Annotated in this window: 15 protein-coding genes; 7 read left to right on the forward strand and 8 right to left on the reverse strand. The window is 65.5% G+C overall.

Going from position 1 to position 17,828, the window contains the following annotated elements; genetic code table 11:
• Nucleotide 1: 1 nt before the first annotated feature.
• From V5F23_RS26605 to sctW, 6 genes are all read right to left on the reverse strand, one after another.
• Nucleotides 2–565, reverse strand: a complete 564-nt coding sequence (locus tag V5F23_RS26605; protein WP_042731014.1) for a hypothetical protein — start codon at nt 563–565, stop codon at nt 2–4.
• A complete protein-coding gene (locus V5F23_RS26610) occupies nt 558–977 on the reverse strand; it encodes a hypothetical protein (RefSeq protein ID WP_042731013.1) in 420 nt (139 codons plus the stop codon). The genes V5F23_RS26605 and V5F23_RS26610 overlap by 8 nt, the downstream gene beginning before the upstream one ends.
• Nucleotides 964–2,322 carry a FliI/YscN family ATPase gene (locus V5F23_RS26615; RefSeq protein WP_042731012.1) on the reverse strand — a complete coding sequence of 453 codons (1,359 nt, stop codon included), beginning with the start codon at nt 2,320–2,322 and terminating at the stop codon, nt 964–966. The genes V5F23_RS26610 and V5F23_RS26615 overlap by 14 nt, the downstream gene beginning before the upstream one ends.
• Nucleotides 2,322–3,215, reverse strand: coding sequence for an FHA domain-containing protein (locus V5F23_RS26620; protein WP_042731011.1), 894 nt, complete (start codon nt 3,213–3,215; stop codon nt 2,322–2,324). The genes V5F23_RS26615 and V5F23_RS26620 overlap by 1 nt, the downstream gene beginning before the upstream one ends.
• A 125-nt stretch (nt 3,216–3,340) precedes the next feature.
• The gene (sctV, locus tag V5F23_RS26625) at nt 3,341–5,428 is read right to left on the reverse strand and encodes a type III secretion system export apparatus subunit SctV (RefSeq protein WP_042731010.1); all 2,088 of its coding nucleotides are present in this window, start codon (nt 5,426–5,428) and stop codon (nt 3,341–3,343) included.
• Complete coding sequence (gene sctW / locus V5F23_RS26630) at nt 5,425–6,528, reverse strand: type III secretion system gatekeeper subunit SctW (RefSeq protein ID WP_185057676.1); 1,104 nt, start codon at nt 6,526–6,528, stop codon at nt 5,425–5,427. The genes sctV and sctW overlap by 4 nt, the downstream gene beginning before the upstream one ends.
• 339 nt (nt 6,529–6,867) lie before the next feature.
• Between sctW and V5F23_RS26635 the strand changes: the two genes are divergently transcribed.
• Complete coding sequence (locus V5F23_RS26635; RefSeq protein ID WP_047735823.1) at nt 6,868–7,404, forward strand: RNA polymerase sigma factor; 537 nt, start codon at nt 6,868–6,870, stop codon at nt 7,402–7,404.
• Nucleotides 7,401–7,991 (forward strand): GNAT family N-acetyltransferase, encoded by a 591-nt coding sequence (locus tag V5F23_RS26640; protein WP_042729305.1) that lies wholly within the window; start codon nt 7,401–7,403, stop codon nt 7,989–7,991. The genes V5F23_RS26635 and V5F23_RS26640 overlap by 4 nt, the downstream gene beginning before the upstream one ends.
• 49 nt (nt 7,992–8,040) lie before the next feature.
• Here V5F23_RS26640 and V5F23_RS26645 read toward each other — a convergent pair whose 3' ends face one another.
• Nucleotides 8,041–9,270: a cytochrome P450 gene (locus V5F23_RS26645; RefSeq protein ID WP_042729306.1), complete on the reverse strand. Its 1,230-nt coding sequence runs from the start codon at nt 9,268–9,270 to the stop codon at nt 8,041–8,043.
• Nucleotides 9,271–9,416: 146 nt separating this feature from the next.
• On the opposite strand from V5F23_RS26645, the gene V5F23_RS26650 reads away from it, so the two are divergent.
• Complete coding sequence (locus tag V5F23_RS26650; protein WP_042729307.1) at nt 9,417–10,574, forward strand: EstA family serine hydrolase; 1,158 nt, start codon at nt 9,417–9,419, stop codon at nt 10,572–10,574.
• 45 nt (nt 10,575–10,619) lie between these two features.
• Here the strand turns inward: V5F23_RS26650 and V5F23_RS26655 are convergent, their stop codons facing one another.
• On the reverse strand, nt 10,620–11,744 hold the full coding sequence (locus tag V5F23_RS26655) for a transglycosylase SLT domain-containing protein (RefSeq protein WP_042729308.1): 1,125 nt from the start codon (nt 11,742–11,744) through the stop codon (nt 10,620–10,622).
• 165 nt (nt 11,745–11,909) lie between these two features.
• Here V5F23_RS26655 and V5F23_RS26660 point away from each other — a divergent pair, with 165 nt between their 5' ends.
• The 4 genes from V5F23_RS26660 (at nt 11,910) to V5F23_RS26675 (ending at nt 17,723) form a co-directional block, all read left to right on the forward strand.
• Nucleotides 11,910–12,398, forward strand: a complete 489-nt coding sequence (locus V5F23_RS26660) for a type III effector (protein WP_042729309.1) — start codon at nt 11,910–11,912, stop codon at nt 12,396–12,398.
• 53 nt (nt 12,399–12,451) lie between these two features.
• Nucleotides 12,452–14,524: a type III effector gene (locus tag V5F23_RS26665; protein WP_237614141.1), complete on the forward strand. Its 2,073-nt coding sequence runs from the start codon at nt 12,452–12,454 to the stop codon at nt 14,522–14,524.
• Nucleotides 14,525–14,874: 350 nt separating this feature from the next.
• On the forward strand, nt 14,875–17,280 hold the full coding sequence (locus V5F23_RS26670) for a penicillin acylase family protein (RefSeq protein ID WP_042729311.1): 2,406 nt from the start codon (nt 14,875–14,877) through the stop codon (nt 17,278–17,280).
• A gap of 101 nt (nt 17,281–17,381) precedes the next feature.
• On the forward strand, nt 17,382–17,723 hold the full coding sequence (locus tag V5F23_RS26675) for a carboxymuconolactone decarboxylase family protein (RefSeq protein ID WP_024780471.1): 342 nt from the start codon (nt 17,382–17,384) through the stop codon (nt 17,721–17,723).
• Nucleotides 17,724–17,828: the final 105 nt, after the last annotated feature.

Here is a 17,828-nt window from a genome sequence, read left to right on the forward strand (position 1 = left end):
GTCAGTCGTCCTCCTCTACGCGTGCCACGTGCACGCTCACCGGTTGTCCCAGGCTCTGCGTCAAGGCGTCTTCGAGGTGGCCGCTTCGGCTCGACAGGCGCGCCTGCACCTCATCGCTTTCGCCACTCAGGCCGATGTCCCAGCCGGGACCACTGTCCAGCCGCCGTGCCAGCACCTTGATCCGTCCCAGGTGCGGCAGGTGCAGCAACAGGTCCAGTTGCAGGTCCTGGGTGGCGCGCAAGCGCGGCGTGAGCTGATCGACAAACGCCTCCACATCACTGCCGTCCAGGCCCACCAGGCCCGACAACGAGCCCGCCCCGGCAGTGTCCTGTTGCAAGCCGCCCTCTGGTGCCTCGACCCATTGGCGGAACCAGTAGCCGTCGCTGCGACCGATCGTGGCTTCCGGGTCGCGATCGGTGCCGGGCGTGCAATCACGCAGCGTCGAGCGTAGCGCCCGACTCGCCTGGGCCGGTGGCGGTTCATACCCACGCAACGGGTGGCGAACCGGGGCGCTCGGCGGTTCGTGCCGAGGCACCGGCTCATGGCGTACGGGACGTTCATTCATCGCATGACTCCTGCGCCAGGCGCTCCATCAACGCCTTCAGCTTTTCCAGGTCGCGGCGGCGCCCGCGCAGGCGCAGCTGTGCCGCTTCCGTGTCCTGTGCCTGCTGGGCCCGGGCAGCGTCCAGCGCCTGCACGCCCTGGGCTTGCTCGGCCAGCTCGCCCATCAGGCGGCGTTCCTGGGTACTCCAGGCATTCAACTCGACCACGCTCAGCGCCCGCTCACGGTGTTCGTCGCACAGGGCCGCACGCTGCGCGGCCTGGCGCTCGCTGGCCGCCTGCCACTGCGCCTGCGCCGCCGCCACGCTGGCTTCGCGCTCACGCAGCAGGTCACGGGCCTGGCGCCACGCCCGCTCGGCCTGCGCCTCACGGTGACGACGCACCGGCGCCAGGGCATCCAGGTCAGCTTGGGACATAGGCAGTCAACTGGTGCAGGTGAGCCAGGGTCGAGGGCATCGGCTCCGGCTCGCGCAGGTCCTGGCGCAAAAAACCGTCCAGGGCCCCGCGTGACTCCACGGCCAGGTCGGTCAGCGGGTCGGCGCCGGCCTGGTACTCACCCAGGCGCAGCATCAGTTCGATCTGATCGTAGGCCGACAACAACCGGCGCAGGTTGATGCCCGCCCGCAGGTGCTCCGCCTCGGCCACATTGGCCAGGGTCCGCGACAAGCTCGCCAGCACGTCGATGGCCGGGTAGTGCCCGCGCTCAGCCAGTTTTCGCGACAGGACAATGTGGCCGTCGAGCAACGAGCGCACTTCGTCGGCCACCGGATCGTTCATCGAGTCCTGCTCGATCAGCACGGTGTACAACGCGGTGATGGCGCCGTCTTGGGTCAACCCGGCCCGCTCGACCAGGCGCGGCAGCAGGCTGTAGACCGACGGCGGCAGGCCTCCGCGCCCCAACGGTTCACCGGCGGCCAGGCCGATTTCACGCTGGGCCCGGGCAAACCGGGTCAGGGAATCGATCAACAGCAGGACGCGCCGGCCTTCGGCTCGAAAGCCCTCGGCCAGTGCCGTCGCCGTGAAAGCCGCGCGGGCGCGTTCCATGCTGGAACGATCGGAAGTGGCGCACACCAGCACCGCGCGGGCCCGGAGTTCGTCGTCGAGTTCGTGATCGAGGAACTCGCGCAATTCGCGCCCACGTTCGCCAATCAGGCCGAACACGATGACGTCGCAATCGACGTTGCGGGCGATCTCTGCCAGCAGCGTGGTCTTGCCGCAGCCGGCACCGGCGAACAACCCCACGCGCTGGCCTTCGCCGAGGGTCAGCGGCCCGTCGATGGCACGCACGCCAGTCGTCAGGGCGTGCTGGATGCGGGGCCGAGCGGTGGGCGCAGGCGCTTCGCCAATCACCACCGACGCGTGCAGCACGGACGCATCGGCAAACGCGCCGGCGCCACCGTCCACCAGCGGCCGGCCGAACCCGTCCAGTACCTGGCCCAACAACTGCGGCCCCACGTGCACCCGGTGCGGCATGCCCAGGGGCTCCACCGTCGCCCCGACGCGCACGCCTTCCAGGCCGCCCAGGGCACTGAGCAAGGCGTCGTGCTGGTCGAAGCCGACGATCTCGGCGAGCAGTGGCTCACGGGCATCGCGCTCGACCCGGCACAGATCGCCGATCTGCGCCTCGGGCAGCCGGCATTGCAACAGAATGCCGTTGACCCGTTGCACCCGCCCGCGCACCGCGACCGGCGCGAACCGCTGCAAGCGTGCTCGCTGGGCGCTTTCCCAGGCCTGCAGGCGTGCCGCCGCCGCGTGTGTCATCACCAGGTGACCTCGTAGCGTTGGTCACCTTCGAAGGTCACCTTGTCGTTGCCGATGGCCGTCAGACGCAAGCCATCGATCTGGTCGCCGAGAAACAACCGGCGGCCGTCGGACGTGACGACATGGCCGCGCTTGCCGCCCACGATCTGGGCGATCTGGAACGGCAACTGCGTCAGGTGCTCCTGCACGTTGGCGGTGACCGGAACCGGGGTTTCATAACGGTCGTTGAACCGCTCGACCAGGCGCTCGACAACCGCCAGGCGCTGGCGCGGCAGCTCGCCCACCAGCACCAGGCGATCGTCCCGGGACTCGACCTGAACCTGCGCCGCGAGGTCGCGCTCTTGCAACATGCGATCCAGCTCCAGGCGCACCGCCGCGACGTTGTCCAGCGTCACCTTGCTGCGCTTGAGTGACTGGGCCGGGCCGGGCGCCACGGGCTGCGCCGGTTGGCTGGTAAAGGCCCAGGCACTGGACGCCACGGTGATCACGGCGGCAGCAATGGCCAGGCGCCTGGGCCACCAGGGCCGGGCCGCCGATTTCAGGTTGTCCGGGCTGCCTGCCGCCGGCGCACCGTTCTCCAACGCCGCCTCCTGGGGCCACGGTTGGTCGGCCGGGGCGAGGCACAGCCAGATGCCGGCGACGACAAAAGGCGCGTTGACCGGCAACGGTTCCGTGGGCGTCCAGGGTTGCCCTTGTGCATCACACGCCACGCCATCCAGCAGCGCCAGCCGCCACTGTTCCTCCACTCGTTCAAGGCGCACGTGCCGGGCGCAGATGCCTGGATCGTAGAGGGCCAGGTCGGCGTCCTCCGCCGCCCCGACCACCCATTCATCGCCCACCAACGGCAAGGCCGCACCCCGGTGCAGACCACTCAATACCCGTAGCTCGAACATGGCCAACTCCTCAAGGGGCGACATCGCTCGCCCTCACCTGTTGTGGACGGGACACCCGCAGGCTCCCCTCCTCGTTATGTGCAATCCGTGCAATTGCCCCGTGACGCCGCCGAAGCCGACGGCGGTCAGGCAGCATCCTCTACCCGCAGTTGTTCCTGCTCGAGGTCGAAGCGGCCCAGGACGTTGACCTGGGCGTTGCTGTGCAACTCGCTGTAGGCGAGCACCGGCACGTGGTTGAATTCATCGCGCAGCAGGTCGCGCAACGGTGCGCGCAGGTCCTGGGCCACCAACAGCACGGCCACGCGCTTGGCGCGCAGCGGGAAGCCTTCGCGCAACTGCAAGACCAGCGCCCGGGTGTGCCCGCTCTCCAGGGCAAAGAAGGTTTCGGTTTGCGTCTGGCGCAACGCATCGCGCAACAGCGTTTCGGTTTCCGGCGTCAGCAGCCAGGCATGCAGGCCCTCGGCGTCGCGGTACTGGTGATAGATCTGCGACTTCAGGGCGATGCGGGCGTAGTCGGTCAGGGCGCCGACGTCTCGTTCGTGTTGCCCGTGTTCGATCAACGACTCGGCGATCAGGCGCACCGCCCGCAGCGGAACGCCTTCGCCGGCCAGGCGTTGCAGCACCGCCGCGAAACGCGCTAGCGGCATGGTCCGCTGCAACTCCTGGACAAGCTCCGGCTGGCCCGCCTCGAGCCAGCTAAGGATCGACTTGCTTTCCTGCAGGCCAAGGAACTGCGGACCGGTGGCGAACATGGCGCGGCTCATCCGCTCCACCAGCAGCTCGGTGGCGGACACCGCCTCGACCCGCTCATCCGCCAGCAACGGGTCATCGGGCATCAACCACAGCCACTGCTGCTCGTCCCGCACCTCGCTGCCGACCTGCGCCTGGCGCGGTTCGAAAGGCAGGGGCCCGCGCGCCACGGCCACGCGCTCGCAGAAGGTAGCGCGCAACATCGGCACCTCATGCACGCAGAAGCGACATTCGTCGTCCTCCAGCAACGCGCTGTATTCGATTTCAAAGGGCGGCAACGTCAGGCCAAAACCGGCCACCAGCCCATTGCGCTTCTTGCGAATCGTCTGGATGGCTTCTTCGGTGGCAGGGTGTCCCTGCATGGCCTTGGAAAACTGCAAGAGATAGGCGCGGGTCGGGTCGAAGCTGCGCAGGTCTTCTGCACCGTTCTGCTCGGGGGACAACACCGTCGGTGCCTGATCGCCTTGCCGCGCCTGCCGTGCGCGGGCATACAACTGGACGATCCCGGCCGTGCCGGTGATCAGGGCGATGACGATGAACACCAGCGTCGGCATGCCGGGCAGCGCGGCGAAGCCCAGCATCCCCACCGACGCGATCACCCAGGCCTTGGGCTCGGCAGTCAACTGGCTGGCGATTTCCTTGCCGACGCTGCTCCCGGCCGGCTGTCCTTCCGGCGACACCCGGGTGATGATCATGCCGGCGGTGAGGGAAATCAGCAGTGCAGGAATTTGCGCGATGAGGCCATCACCGATGGTCAGCACCGAATACAGGTGCATCGACTCGGAGGCGCCCATGTCGTGCTGCATCATGCCCACCGAGAAACCACCGATGAGGTTGATCACGACAATCACCAGGCCGGCGATGGCATCGCCCTTGACGAACTTCATCGCCCCGTCCATCGCCCCGAACAATTGGCTTTCCTTGTTCAGTTCTTCGCGGCGGCGACGGGCTTCGTTGACATCGATCAGATTGGCGCGCAGATCACTGTCGATGGACATCTGCTTGCCCGGCAGCGCATCCAGGGTGAAGCGCGCGGCCACCTCGGCGACACGCTCGGAGCCCTTGGTGATCACCAGGAAGTTCACCACCGTCAGGATCAGAAAGATCACCAGCCCGACGGCCAGGTTACCGCCGACCACAAAGTTGCCGAACGCCTGGACGATATGCCCGGCATCGCCCTGAAGCAGGATCAGCCGAGTGGTCGCCACCGACAACGCCAGCCGGAACAACGTGGTCAGCAGCAGCACTGCCGGGAACGAGGAAAAGGCCAACGGGCGAGGCAGGTAGAGCGAGAGCACGATCAGCAGGCAGGAGATGCAGATGTTGACCGCGATCAGCGCATCGACCACCGAGGTCGGCAGCGGCAGGATCAGCATGAACACGATGCCCAGCACCACGAACGCGCCGGCCACCTCGATACGCCGCACCGCTGCGCCGGCGACTTTGTTCAACAGGGCGATCATGCGTGCACTCCTATGATCGGTGCGGCGGTCTGCCCGCGAACCTCGCCACGGGAACGCTCATCCAGCAGCACCAACAGATTCTTCAATGCGCTCTGCCGACTCTTGCCGTCGCGCCAGAGCGCCAGCGGCAAACGCTTGAGCATCGAATACAAGCCGTTCAGCGAAACCAGTTGATCGCGTTCCTCTTCACCGCCGAGTTCACGTCCGATGCGGCGCACTTCAGCCGCCGACAAGCCACTGGCCGCCACCCCGAGCATGCGCTGGAGCAACAGCACCGCGGTGAGCTGGCTGGCCGGGCAACTGCCGGCCAATTGCTCCAGCAACTGCCGGCAGCTGTGCAGCACGCTGCCGAGCTGGGTCGAAGCGGCCAGGCCGATCAGCAGCGCACGCAGCTTGGCGGTGGGGCTCGACGGGGTCTGCGCGGCGATGTCGTCTGCCAGGGCCCGGCGCATCATGTCCAGCCCCGACACGAACGCGGTTTCGCCAAACAGCCCGAGCAGCGCCTGCATCATGGTGGGCAGGGACTGCTTGAGCACCACGGTGTCGTAGTAGAGGCGGCGCACTGCCTGGCGCAGTTGCGGATCGCCGCCCGCCGCGCGCAACGCTTCGGCGATGTTCATGCCGGCCTGGATCTGCGCGCTGTATTGTTCGCGCAGCAATTGCAGGTAGTCGCGGGCCCGCTTGGCTTCGACCTGCCGGCCCTGGGACTCGGCCTCGCGCACCACTTGTTGCAGGATCAGGTCGGTACGGGCCGGATCCCCACCGGTGGCTTGCACCACGTCTTCGAGCACCGGCTCGCCGTAGAGCAGGGTCCCGGCCTGGGCCGCCATCGCACTCAGGCTCTGCTTGCCGGGATGACCGAGTTGGTCGTACCACTCTTCCAATCGCTCACGCGTCTCGACCCGCGTCTGGCCCACCTCGCTGCGCGCATTACGGATGCGCCGCTGGCTCAAGGCCTTGGTGTTGCGCTCCACGTGATGGCTGAAGGTCATGCCGACCTCCTCCATCGAATTGGTCTGCACGGCCTGTTGCGTTTCGACAGGCTTGCCCACGCCCCCCAGCGCCGAAGCGGCCTGGGCGAGATTGACGGCAATGCGCATGTTTGTCGGTGCTTCTACTTTCATGATGACCATGAGCGTGGTTTCGGACGCTCAATGGGTGGCAGTGCTTCGCTGTTCGGTTCCATCCCCCGCACAGGCTTTTTTCGACGCATTCGCAGGGTGACGCCAGCGTGCTTTTTCACCCGGCCATGCGGTGCAAATTATTGCAGTGGCGCTCGGGTCGGCTGTGCACGGCTCTGCACAGATAGAGCCTGAGCTCTAATAAAAAATTGTTACTTATCAGAGTGATAAATCAAAAAATGGGTTTGGCACAGGTCCTGCTGATAGGGGTTGTCGACATCCGATCGACGCTATGCACCTATTCAGAGGGATTCATCGATGAGCAGTCTGAACCTCGTGTCACCCCCGAAAACCTCCTCGCCAGGCATGACATTTGGCGAGGAGCGCAAACTGCGTCTGTTTGTACAAAAGCGTGTGCTCAACCAGGACGACGCCGACGACCTCATCCAACTCACGTACCTGGAAGCCTGGCGTAACCAGGAGAAATTCAAGGGGCTGGCCAAGCCCGACACCTGGCTGTGCGGAATCGCCCTGAACCTGATCCGCAACCATTTCCGCCGCTACTACGCGCAACCGCCGCTGAGCACCTTCGATGAGAGCGAGTTCCACGAGTCCAGTGACGACATCGACCTCAGCGAGCTGTGCGACAACCGCCGGCTGCTGGATCGCACGCTGTTGGCGATGGATGAGCTGCCCAAGGACATGCGCGAAACCTTGTGGACCGCCGTGGACACCGAGAGCAGCTACCGCGACGCCGCCGAACGCCTGGGCGTGCCCATCGGGACCGTGCGCTCGCGTTTGTTCCGCGCCCGCGAGCAACTCAAGCGCAGCGTTTATGGAGAAGCCCGATCATGACCACCAATCGCTTGAACAGCCGACTCGACCTGCCCCACGGGGTACGTCGCTACACGCCCGACGACCTGCCGGTGATGACCGATATCTTCAACGAAAGCGCTCTGGGGGGCACCAGTTCCCCCGTGCTCAGAGCGTTTTCCCTGAAGGAAATGACATTCTTCGTCGACTGCTTCGTCAAGGAGGGCGACCCGATCTACGTGCTGGAGCGCAAGGGCGAAGTCGTCGCCTGGTTGATCGTCAACCGCTTCAGTTGGGGCGCCCAGGCCTGCCGGTTGACCGGAGAGGTGTCGATCTACGTGCGCAACGACCACGTGGGCAGCGGCGTCGGCATTCGCCTCGGCCAAGCCGCCGTGGTGTTGGCCCGACGCTATGGCTTCGAAACGCTGGTGGCCTGGATCATCGAGCATAACGAGGCCAGCAAACGCGGCGTGCAAGGCCTGGGCGCGACGCAATGGGGGCGGTTTCCGGGCATTGCCCGGTTCGCCGACACGCGGGCCGACGTGGTCCTCTACGGGCTGCACCTGACGTCGGACGTTTCGGCGCCTGCCACCGCACACACCCGGCCGGCGCACGCGGTCCTGGCGTAACGTCACGGCTCGCCCAGCCGGGTTGTCGGGCGAGCCTCACCTGCCATTGTCAGTCCACCGACCAGCGCACAGGCAAGGCTTGCGGCCCCCTGAAATTGGGGACATAGCGCCAGTGCACGGCCTCGGGCGCCACCGCCAGTTGCAGCCCCGGACAGCGCCTGAGCAAGGTGTTCAACGCGATTTCCAGTTCCTGCCGGGCCAGCGAGGCCCCCAGGCAATGGTGCGTGCCCTTGCCGAACGACAGGTGCGGGCAGGCCGGGCGGGTGATGTCCAGGGTGTCGGGATGGGCACACAGCGCTTCATCACGATTGGCCGCCCCCACCACCGCCATCAGTAGCTGGCCACGCTGCAAGCGTTGCCCCGCCAATTCGGTGTCCTGGGTCACGAAGCGGACCATGGCGCGCTCCACCGACGAGTCATAGCGCAGCAATTCCTCGACGGCATTGGGCATCAGGCCCGGTTCGTCGCGCAGTTGAACCAGCGCCTGGGGATGCTGCACCAGCAGGTACACCGCATTGCCGATCATCGACGCCGCCGTTTCATGCCCGGCGATGATGAGCAGCGCAATCATGCTGCACAACTCGCTGCAACTGAGCACGTTGCCCTCTTCCTCGACCTGCACCAACGCAGTCACCAGGTCGTCGGTGGGCTGCGCCCGACGCTGCTCGATCAAGGCCAGCATGTAGCTCGCGAACTCGCTGTAGCAGCGCTGCAACTCGCTCAAGTCGTGCCCGACCTGCTGGACGATCATGTGGGACCAACGGCGAAAATCGTCCCGGTCCCTGGCGGGGACGCCGAGCAGTTCGGCGATGACGGTGATCGACAACGGAAACGCGTATTGGCTCACCACGTCCATGTGTCCGCTGGGCCCGGCCTGGTCCAGCAGCGTCTCGGCGATCTGCTCGATGCGCGGGCGCATGGCATTGACCGCCTTGAGCGTGAATGCCTTGTTCACCAGCCGACGCAAGCGACGGTGGCGCTCGCCGTCGCGGTTGAGCATGTGATCGTTGAGAAAGGCGATGGATTGCTCGCCCCCGATCATCGCCGCGAACTGCGGGCTGATGCGGGCCGGGTCACGGGCGAAGCGCTCGTTGTCCAGCAGCACGGTCTCGACTTCCCGAGCGCCGGTGACGTACCAGATCGGCAACTGCCCTTGCGGTTGGCTGAGGAACACCGGCGCGACCTCGCGCAGCGCCGCATAGTGCCGGTAAGCCGCGCTGCGGAAGGCATCGCTGTTGAAATCGACGCCGTTGAAATCAAGGGTGCGCTCGTGCGCCATGGGCATGCTCCAGAGACAGGATGGTTGCCCGTGAGTGGCCTGGCGTACAGAAAAGATCCATCCCCCCCGCCTTCGGGCAAACCTCTGAACCGTTTGCGGCGCCGCGCTCACTCAGCAGAGACCTTCCCCTCTTTTCTGGAGCACACATGACGCGAGCATTCGTAGTCCATGGCCATTGCGACCCCCGCTTCGAACCGGTCAGGGCGGCCTTCAGCCAACTGATGCAAAGCCCCTTCGAACGCGGTGCCGCCTTGTGCATGCAGGTCGACGGCGAAACAGTCATCGACCTCTGGGCCGGCCAGGCCGGGCCCGAACCGGATCGCCATTGGCAACACGACACCCTGCTCAACCTGTTCTCCTGCACCAAGCCCTTCACGGCGGTGGCGATCATGCAATTGGTGGGCGAAGGCCGGCTGGACCTGGACGCCCCGCTCTGCCAGCACTGGCCGGCCTTCGCCGACGCCGGCAAGGCCTCGATCACCCTGCGCCAGGTGCTGTGCCACCGGGCCGGGCTGCCGGCGCTGCGCACACCGTTGGCGCCGGAAACCCTGTACGACTGGGACACCATGGCGCAGCTGATTGCCGGGGAACAACCCTGGGCCGGCGCCGGCGAACGACAGACCTATTCGCCATTGCTGTTCGGCTGGATCCTGGGTGAACTGCTGCGCCGGGTGGACGGCCTGCCCCCCGCCCAGAGCATTTGCCGTCGGGTGGCCGCGCCACTGGCGCTGGACTTTCACCTGGGCCTGGACGACGTGACTATGGCGCGCTGTGCCTACATGGCACGGACCAAGGAAGACATCGACGACGAAGCCTTCGGGCGCGTGCTCCAGGACGTGCTCACCGAGCCGACGGCCATGAGTGCCCTGGCCTTCGCCAACCCGCCGATGGTGCTGGGACGCAGCAACGAACCCGGCTGGAAGCGCATGACCCAACCGGCCGCCAACGGGCACGGCAACGCGCGCAGCCTGGCGACGTTCTACGCCGGCCTGCTCGACGGGCGCTTGCTGGAATCACCGCTGCTCAATGAAATGCTGCGCGAACACAGCGCCGAGTACGACCCGACGCTCCAGACGCCGGCACGCTTCGGCCTGGGCATCATGCTCGACCAGCCGAACGTGGCGAATGGCAGCTATGGCATGGGCAGCGAGGCGTTCGGCCACATGGGCGCCGGTGGCACGGTCGGTTTCGCCGATCCGGAGCGCGGCGTCTCGTTCGGCTTCGCGTGCAATACGATCGGTTCCTACGTGTTGATGGACCCGCGCGGCCGGCACCTGGCCACCGTCGCGACGGGTTGTCTGTAGCCTGTTTGATCGGTGCCTCGCCCCGGGCACGGGGCGAGCGTCGGGTCATGCCCCTGGCGGCACGTTGGCCTCCGCGACCTGCGTCCCCGCTGCCCCGGTCTCGGGAGTGACGACCCGTTGTTCTTCGCCGCCCGGCACCCGGGGTTGCGCCGCCCGGGCGATCAGGTCCGGCTGCGCGCTCAATCGGCGCGAGGCCGCCATGGGCATCAGCAAGCGCCCACTGGCCCGGCCTCGCCCGGCCGGATTGAGCATGCGCAACTCGCGCTCATGCACACCGGACAACACCGCCAGGTGCGCCAGGTCCACCGGCTGCGCCAGGGCGAGCATCTGGAAGTACGGCTGGTCGGCGATGGGCACCAGGTCGACGCCATAGTCCGCCGGCGTATTGACCAACTGCGACAGCGCCAGCAACCGCGGCACGTAGTTCTGGGTCTCGCCGGGCAGCGACAGGTCCCAGTAGCGGGTCGCCAGGCCACGGGCCCGGTTACGCGTGATGGCGTCGCGCACCCGTCCTTCGCCGGCGTTGTAGGCAGCCAGCGCCAACAGCCAGTCGCCGTCGAAGTAGTCATGCAGGTAAGACAGGTAGTCCAGGGCGGCGCGGGTGGAAGACGGAATATCCCGGCGCTCGTCATAGTCGGCCCGCTGCTGCAATTGATAACGGCGCCCCGTGGCCGGGACGAACTGCCACAGGCCCATGGCCTGGGCGGGCGATTGCGCGTTCGGGTTGAAACCGCTCTCGATGGCCGGCAACAGCGCCAGCTCCAGCGGCATGTTGCGCTTGCTCAACTCGCCGACGATGAAGTGCAGGTAACGGCTGCCGGCGCGCCCGGTCTGGGTGAGAAACGCCGGGCGCTCCATCAGCCAGCGGCGCTGCTCGTCGATGCGCGCCACGCCGCGGGCCTTGGCCTGCAGCGAAAACCCCTGGCGCATGCGCGCCCACAGGCTGCCGTCGCCTTGGGACGACAGTTCTTCGATCTGGACGATCGTGTCCGTGGGCGCCGGCGTGCGCCAGCGCAGTTGCGATCGATAGGTTTCATTGGCGAACGGGTCACCGATGGTCAGCGGCGGTTCGAGGTGCTGGCAGCCGTACAGCAAGGACCCCATCGCCAACATGGACAGCCCCCTGGGGACGAAGCGAAGGACCGGCGAACGTGAAAGTGAACGGGACATGGGCGGTCAACCTTGAATGAGGTGGCGCCAATGGGTGGCCGATCCTGGCCCGACGGTTCCCATCCGCACGACATGACAACGGCACTTGGAACCGAAATGCCGCCGGCGTCACTCACGAGGGGCAGCAGGCGCTCGTCGCGCCTGGATGACAATGCGAGGTCAATCATGGCGTCACCCATCTATTGCAAGCTGATCGATCAGCTTTGCGCCCTCACGATGATTCCCACCCCGTCCGCGTTCTACGAACAGGCGAACCTGTCGGTCAAGGAGGTCGACTTTTCCCTCAAGCACACCCCCAGCGTGGGTGAAGGCGACGTGTTCATCTACGCCAGCTTCGGGCCGCTGCCGACCGCCAATCGCGAAGCCGTCCTGCAACGGCTGCTGGAAACCAATCTCTACCTGCTGAGCGGGCCGTTCTGCCCGTCCCTGTCCTACAACAGCGACAGCGAACTGGTGATCCTGATCGGCCACGTGCCCCTGGAAAACCTCACCGCCGAACACTTGCTGGGGCTCATGGGCGGTATCGCCGACATGGCGCTGATCTGGCGAGAGGGTTACTTCTTCGACGGTGCCAGCCCGAACGTCGCCGCCAAGCCCACCCAGCACAAACCCACACCCCGTAGCACCGGGCTCAACAACGCCCTGTCAATCTAGGAGAGCACGACATGCCAGATTTATCCGTAGGACGAAGCACAAGCTCGGCGGCGTTGGCCCAGGACGACCGGATCACGCCGATCAGAAACAGCCTGTCCGACCAGGTCCGCCCCTCCACCACACCGCTGGTGCCTTATCACTTCGAAGGAAAATCGAGCGACGCCACCCAGCAGACCCTCAGGACCCGGCAGCAGCGCCTGACAGGGCTGGTCAACACCCTCGGCAAGAAAAACCCCGATACCGACCCGCTCGGCTACGCGCGCGAGCACATGAGCCTGGAAAGTAAAGTACTGGGCTTTGCGCCAGGAACCAGCTATCAGGATGTGCAGAAGCATCTGGTCGAACTCGGCGGCACCCCCCACCCGATGCTGTCGGGCCAGGAAGAAACCGCCGAGTTCGTCAAGGATTTCAACCAATACCTGGGTATGAGCGAGGAAGACCGCAAGGAAGGCGGCGGTTTCAAGGCCGTCTGGGACAAACACTGCGACCGCGTCGGTAACACCCTCGGCGCCTACCATTCGCTGTGCCAGGAGGTCATCGAAGGCACGCCGCAGGGGGATGAACGTACGAGTCTGCAAAGCAGCCATGATGCCTTCCGCGGTTACGCCAAAGGCGTCATGCAAGCCATGACGCAAGAGCTGCCCGACCGCTTGAATACCTTCATGGAAAGCCGCATCGAGCACGCGCGCAGTGCGATGAACAACGAGAGTCTTTCCCAGCCCGAACGAGACCAGGCGACCTCTGAACTGAACCAGTTGATCAAGGTTCAGGTGGAATTCGAAGAGTTAGTGGACAAGAAGGACGACAAGCCCAGCGAACTGACGACGGCGACGAAGAAAAACGAAGTGCTGGACACGGCGCTGAAGAACGTCGGCCGCCAGGACTATGTCGCAGACCTCAAGACCCACAGTGGATTCCGGACAGGGCTGGCGGTGTTTGCCGATGCGGGCATCCCGCAAGGCTTCGCCTCCTCGGCTCACTTCGGTGCCAGCACCGCGGCAATCGATGAGAAGCTCGACGGTACGCACCTCGCAGCCCACGCCGCGGGTACCTCGGCCGTCCTGGGCGCCGCCCATAAAGTGGTCAGCGACAGCGCCCGCCCCATCATCCAGACCATCGTCGATAAAACCATCGGCAGTGGGCTGGAGAAGGTCGATCCGCTGTCGGTGTACCCCAAGGCCCTGCAGGAGGTGACGGTGAATGGGCGACGGGTCGCCAATCCTCAACGCGAGGCCCTCGACAAGACGCAGGAAGACAAGCGCACCAGTTTCCTGCTTAAACAAAACGCCAACAACTTTGGCACCATCAGCGGCGACTTCACCGGATACATCGCATTCGGTGCGGCTCATGCGGTACGAGAAGTCCTGAATCAATTCACCAGCGTGAACGCCTCGGGCATCGGCGCCCGCAGCCTGGCATCCGCGGTCGGCGGCACGCTCATGGCCGGCGGTCAGGCCGTGTTCAAATACTCTCAAACCCATGGCGACGAGAAGATCCCGACCTACCGGGTCAAAAACGAAACGCGCGAATGGAAGGAGCTCCTGCCCAAGGCACTGGCCGAATCAAGCAAAGTGCTGCCGACCAACATGACCAATATCAGTGACTATGTGAACCGAATCGTTGGCGTCGGTGCGGGTATTACCATGCGCACCGCAGTGGGGGACGCCGCCGCGCCAGGCGAAGATGCCGAGACGCTGGAAAAAATGCAGCAGATCATCACGACCTTCTTCTCTTCGGGCCTGACCCTGCTTCCGTTCTTTGCCAACAGCGTAGCGGCACCGCTGGAAAACAAAGCGCTGAACGACGGCAAGGACGACCTGACCGCACGCGCAAACGTCCCATGGCAGAACCTCACGAATGCAAACCGGGACACCCTTGCCCACACCCAGCCACCGGGCTGGAGACGCGCTGGCGAGAACGTCTATCACGGCACGCGTGGTGCTTCCCAGTTGGTTCCGCAAGCCACGGTCGCCGGGCTCAACCTGGGTACCGAGTGGGTCAAGAGCTTGGGGACAGGACCTAAGAGTACGGCGACTGGCGACACGATGGAGCTGGCCGAACGAGGCGAAGCGCCACCACAAGGCGGGCCGTCCAACGAACCGACGCCGACTACCCGGCCAAGCTGATGACCCCGTCGGGCCACCCTTCTATGGCTCGACGATCACCGCCTGAAACCGCCCTCCCACCACCGGCCGCCGGCGCTGCCCCGCGGTCGGCCCTCCTGACACACGCCGACTGACATCCCCCGCACTTCGACGACGACAGGCGTGATTGCTGTCGCAATCAACGATAGCCTTGCGATGCTCGGCCTCGGCCGCCCGGTCGCGGCACCGGACCTTCCACCGCCTATTACGCTGGCCGTGGGGCCGTCTGGAGAAAATCCCTCCAATGGACGATGCGCCGGTAAGCGGCCGTATGCTAAACAGGGAAGCAACAGCGAGACGATGGACCGCTGTCACCCGAATAAGGAATCCCCATGAAACGCACCCTCGTTGCCTTCCTGTCACTGGTCGTCACCGCTGTCATCGTCGCGGGCGGCTACCTCTACAGCAAGCAGCCCACCCGCCAGGGCACCGTGCAATTGCAGGGCCTGCAGGGCTCGGTGACCGTGCGCTACGACGAGCGTGGGGTGCCGCATATCCGCGCCGAGAACGAAACCGATCTGTACCGCGCCCTCGGCTATGTCCATGCCCAGGATCGGCTGTTCCAGATGGAGATCATGCGGCGCCTGGCCCGTGGCGAACTGGCCGAGATACTGGGGCCCAAACTGCTCGACACCGACAAGCTGATGCGCAGCCTGCGGATCCGCGAGCGGGCCGCGCGCTATGTGACGGAGCAGGATCCGCAATCCCCGGCCTGGATCGCGATGCAGGCGTACCTGGACGGCATCAATGCCTACCAGGACAGCCACACCCGGCCGCTGGAGTTCGATGTGCTGGGCATTCCCAAGCGCCCCTTCACCGCCGAAGACACCGTGAGCATCACCGGCTACATGGCCTACAGTTTCGCCGCGGCTTTTCGCACCGAACCGCTGCTGACTTATGTGCGCGATCAACTGGGCGCTGACTACCTGGATATCTTCGACCTCGCTTGGCAGCCCCAAGGCGTGCTGGCCGAGGGCCGCAAGAGCGCCTTGCCACTGGCCGCCAATGACTGGAAAGACCTCAATGCCCTGGCCCGCCTGAGCGAGCAGGCCCTGGCCGAGAACGGCCTGCCGCAGTTCGAAGGCAGTAACGCCTGGGCGGTCTCCGGCAGCCGCACCCACAGCGGCAAGCCGTTGCTGGCGGGCGACCCGCACATCCGTTTTTCCGCGCCCTCGGTGTGGTACGAGGCGCACCTGTCGGCACCCGGTTTCGAGCTCTACGGGCATTACCAGGCGCTGATGCCATTTGCGACGCTGGGCATGAACAAGGATTTTGGCTGGAGCATCACCATGTTCCAGAACGACGACCTGGACCTGATCGCCGAGAAGGTCAACCCGGACAATCCCGAGCAGGTCTGGTACCGCGACAAGTGGGTGGACATGACCCGCAGCGAGCAGCAGATTGCGGTCAAGGGCCAGGCGCCGGTGACGCTGGTGCTGCGCCAGTCGCCCCATGGGCCGATCGTCAACGACGCCCTCGGTGCCAACGCCGGCAAGACCCCGGTCGCCATGTGGTGGGGCTTCCTGGAGAGCCGTAACCCGATCCTCGATGCCTTCTACCAGCTCAACCGTGCCGACACGCTCACCAAGGCGCGCGATGCCTCGTCCAAGATCCATGCACCGGGGTTGAACGTCGTCTGGGCCAATGCCAAGGGCGATATCGGCTGGTGGGCCGCCGCGCAGTTGCCCAAGCGGCCGAGCGGCGTGAAGCCCGGGTTCATGCTCGACGGCAGCAGCGCCGAGGCGGAAAAGGACGGTTTCTACCCCTTCAGCAGCAACCCGCAGGAGGAGAACCCGGCGCGGGGCTACATCCTTTCGGCCAACTTCCAGCCGGTGGTGGCCAGCGGCATCGAGATCCCGGGGTACTACAACCTCGCCGACCGCGGCCAGCAACTGAACCTGCAGCTCGGCGACAAGCAGGCCAAGTGGGACATCCAGACCACCCAGGCACTGCAACTGGGCACCACCACCGCCTACGGCCCCCGTCTGCTCGCGCCGCTGCTGCCTGTGCTGCGTGGCGTGGTCAGCGACCCGCAGGAACGCAAATGGGTGGACCAACTGGCCCAATGGCCCGGCGATTATCCGCTGGACTCCGTCAGCGCCACGCTGTTCAACCAGTTCCTGTTCAACCTGGCCGAGGCGGCGCTGCGCGATGAACTGGGCGACGGCTTCTTCGACACGGCGCTGTCGACCCGGGTGATCGATGCGGCCCTGCCACGCCTGGCGGCTTCAGCCGATTCCCCCTGGTGGGACGATCGCTCGACGCTGGGCACGGAAACCCGCGCCGACATCGTCCACATCGCCTGGAGCAAAAGCCTCGCGCACCTCAAGGCCACCCTGGGCGAAGACGCCAGCCAGTGGCAATGGGGCAAGGCCCACACCCTGACCCACGGTCATCCGCTGGGCCAGCAGAAACCGCTGGATCGGCTCTTCAACGTCGGCCCGTTCGCGGCACCGGGCACCCATGAGGTGCCCAACAACCTTTCCGCCCGCATCGGCCCGGCACCCTGGCCGGTGACCTACGGGCCCTCCACCCGGCGCATCATCGACTTTGCCGACCCGAGCCACAGCGTCACCATCAACCCTGTGGGCCAGAGCGGCGTGTTGTTCGACAAGCATTACGAGGATCAGGCCGAGGCGTACATCGAGGGGGTGTATCACCAGGCACACCTGGCCGAGGAAGAGGTGACGGCCAACACCCATGGCACGCTCAAACTGTTACCGGCCCGAACCCCTTGAACGAGGAGCGGGCTTTTTTTCACCGCCAACGGGCCTGTTTGTCATGGATGGTCAAGACTACAAGGCTCAACACCCCGTCCACTTCCTGAGGAGTCAATGCAATGTTCAATAACTGGTCCGAGCTGCTGCCTACCATCAAGTCCGCCTTCGGTGCCCTGGGCAAGAGCAACCCGAAGATGGTCAAGGCCTACATGGCCCTGGATGAGGCCGCCGCCGAGAACAACGTGCTCGATGCCAAGACCCGCGAGCTGATCTCCATTGCCGTGGCAATCACCACCCGCTGCGACGGCTGCATCGGCGTCCACACCGATGCCGCCATCAAGGCCGGCGCCACCCGCGAAGAAATCGCCGCCACCCTGGCGACTGCCGTGTCACTGAACGCCGGCGCGGCCTACATCTACTCCCTGCGGGCACTGGAGGCCCATGACACGCTGAAGAAATGAGCAAGTGGCGGGACAACGCCGGCGCCCGCCCCACCGCCTTCGCGAGCAAGCTCGCTCCCACAATTGGTTCTGTGGTGGCCACAAACCCAAGGCAACCCCACAGTT

It is taken from the genome of Pseudomonas sp. WP18 (assembly GCF_036689585.1).
GTDB classification, from domain to species: domain Bacteria; phylum Pseudomonadota; class Gammaproteobacteria; order Pseudomonadales; family Pseudomonadaceae; genus Aquipseudomonas; species Aquipseudomonas chlororaphis_E.

What these genes read in the sequence shown, in the direction of transcription:
- V5F23_RS26645 (WP_042729306.1), bottom strand. Translation starts at nt 9,270, where the DNA reads ATGGCGCACGAGCGCACCCTTGATTTCAACGGCGTCGATTTCAACAGC.
- V5F23_RS26640 (WP_042729305.1), top strand. Translation starts at nt 7,401, where the DNA reads ATGACCACCAATCGCTTGAACAGCCGACTCGACCTGCCCCACGGGGTA.
- V5F23_RS26660 (WP_042729309.1), top strand. Translation starts at nt 11,910, where the DNA reads ATGGCGTCACCCATCTATTGCAAGCTGATCGATCAGCTTTGCGCCCTC.
- V5F23_RS26605 (WP_042731014.1), bottom strand. Translation starts at nt 565, where the DNA reads ATGAATGAACGTCCCGTACGCCATGAGCCGGTGCCTCGGCACGAACCG.
- V5F23_RS26635 (WP_047735823.1), top strand. Translation starts at nt 6,868, where the DNA reads ATGAGCAGTCTGAACCTCGTGTCACCCCCGAAAACCTCCTCGCCAGGC.
- V5F23_RS26615 (WP_042731012.1), bottom strand. Translation starts at nt 2,322, where the DNA reads ATGACACACGCGGCGGCGGCACGCCTGCAGGCCTGGGAAAGCGCCCAG.
- V5F23_RS26620 (WP_042731011.1), bottom strand. Translation starts at nt 3,215, where the DNA reads ATGTTCGAGCTACGGGTATTGAGTGGTCTGCACCGGGGTGCGGCCTTG.
- V5F23_RS26650 (WP_042729307.1), top strand. Translation starts at nt 9,417, where the DNA reads ATGACGCGAGCATTCGTAGTCCATGGCCATTGCGACCCCCGCTTCGAA.
- sctW (WP_185057676.1), bottom strand. Translation starts at nt 6,528, where the DNA reads ATGCGCATTGCCGTCAATCTCGCCCAGGCCGCTTCGGCGCTGGGGGGC.
- sctV (WP_042731010.1), bottom strand. Translation starts at nt 5,428, where the DNA reads ATGATCGCCCTGTTGAACAAAGTCGCCGGCGCAGCGGTGCGGCGTATC.
- V5F23_RS26610 (WP_042731013.1), bottom strand. Translation starts at nt 977, where the DNA reads ATGTCCCAAGCTGACCTGGATGCCCTGGCGCCGGTGCGTCGTCACCGT.
- V5F23_RS26670 (WP_042729311.1), top strand. Translation starts at nt 14,875, where the DNA reads ATGAAACGCACCCTCGTTGCCTTCCTGTCACTGGTCGTCACCGCTGTC.
- V5F23_RS26675 (WP_024780471.1), top strand. Translation starts at nt 17,382, where the DNA reads ATGTTCAATAACTGGTCCGAGCTGCTGCCTACCATCAAGTCCGCCTTC.
- V5F23_RS26655 (WP_042729308.1), bottom strand. Translation starts at nt 11,744, where the DNA reads ATGTCCCGTTCACTTTCACGTTCGCCGGTCCTTCGCTTCGTCCCCAGG.